Source organism: Vibrio sp. YIC-376, assembly GCF_052353105.1.
Taxonomy (GTDB): domain Bacteria; phylum Pseudomonadota; class Gammaproteobacteria; order Enterobacterales; family Vibrionaceae; genus Vibrio.
Map to the genome: position 1 here is coordinate 1 of NZ_JBBWFK010000038.1, position 526 is coordinate 526.

Genomic DNA, 526 nt, shown 5'->3' on the forward strand with positions numbered 1-526 from the left:
AACACTTGAATGTGTTTTTAGTTGTATTCAAATACATGAATACTTTGAGAACTTTACAAACAAATCTTTATTTCAAAAAACAAAGTTTGTTTTGTCAGCTTTCCAAATTGTTAAAGAGCTAATCACTTCTAATGAAGTAACCATTTTTAAGAACACTTAATGCTTTCTATCAAAGAAATGTGCTTAAAGATGGTATCCCGTAGGGGAGTCGAACCCCTGTTACCGCCGTGAAAGGGCGGTGTCCTAGGCCTCTAGACGAACGGGACACAATAAGAGTCAGTGGTGGAGCTAATCGGGATCGAACCGATGACCTCTTCGCTGCCAGCGAAGCGCTCTCCCAGCTGAGCTATAGCCCCACATAAAATTGCTTTGCATTTATGCAGAACCAATTTTTTATGCTCTGAATTTAAACCATATCAATCTGTGTGGACACTCATCGTGAGTAATCATCGTATAAGGAGGTGATCCAGCGCCAGGTTCCCCTAGCGCTACCTTGTTACGACTTCACCCCAGTCATGAACCACAA

At 41.6% G+C, this 526-nt stretch carries 2 tRNA genes and 1 rRNA gene; all 3 read right to left on the reverse strand.

Annotated elements, in window-relative coordinates:
* Nucleotides 1-190: 190 nt before the first annotated feature.
* Nucleotides 191-266 (reverse strand) — tRNA-Glu (locus tag WJM94_RS24510).
* A gap of 14 nt (nucleotides 267-280) precedes the next feature.
* Nucleotides 281-356: transfer RNA gene (locus WJM94_RS24515), tRNA-Ala, on the reverse strand.
* Between the two features lie 98 nt (nucleotides 357-454).
* A 16S ribosomal RNA gene (locus WJM94_RS24520) occupies nucleotides 455-526 on the reverse strand; the annotation flags it as partial.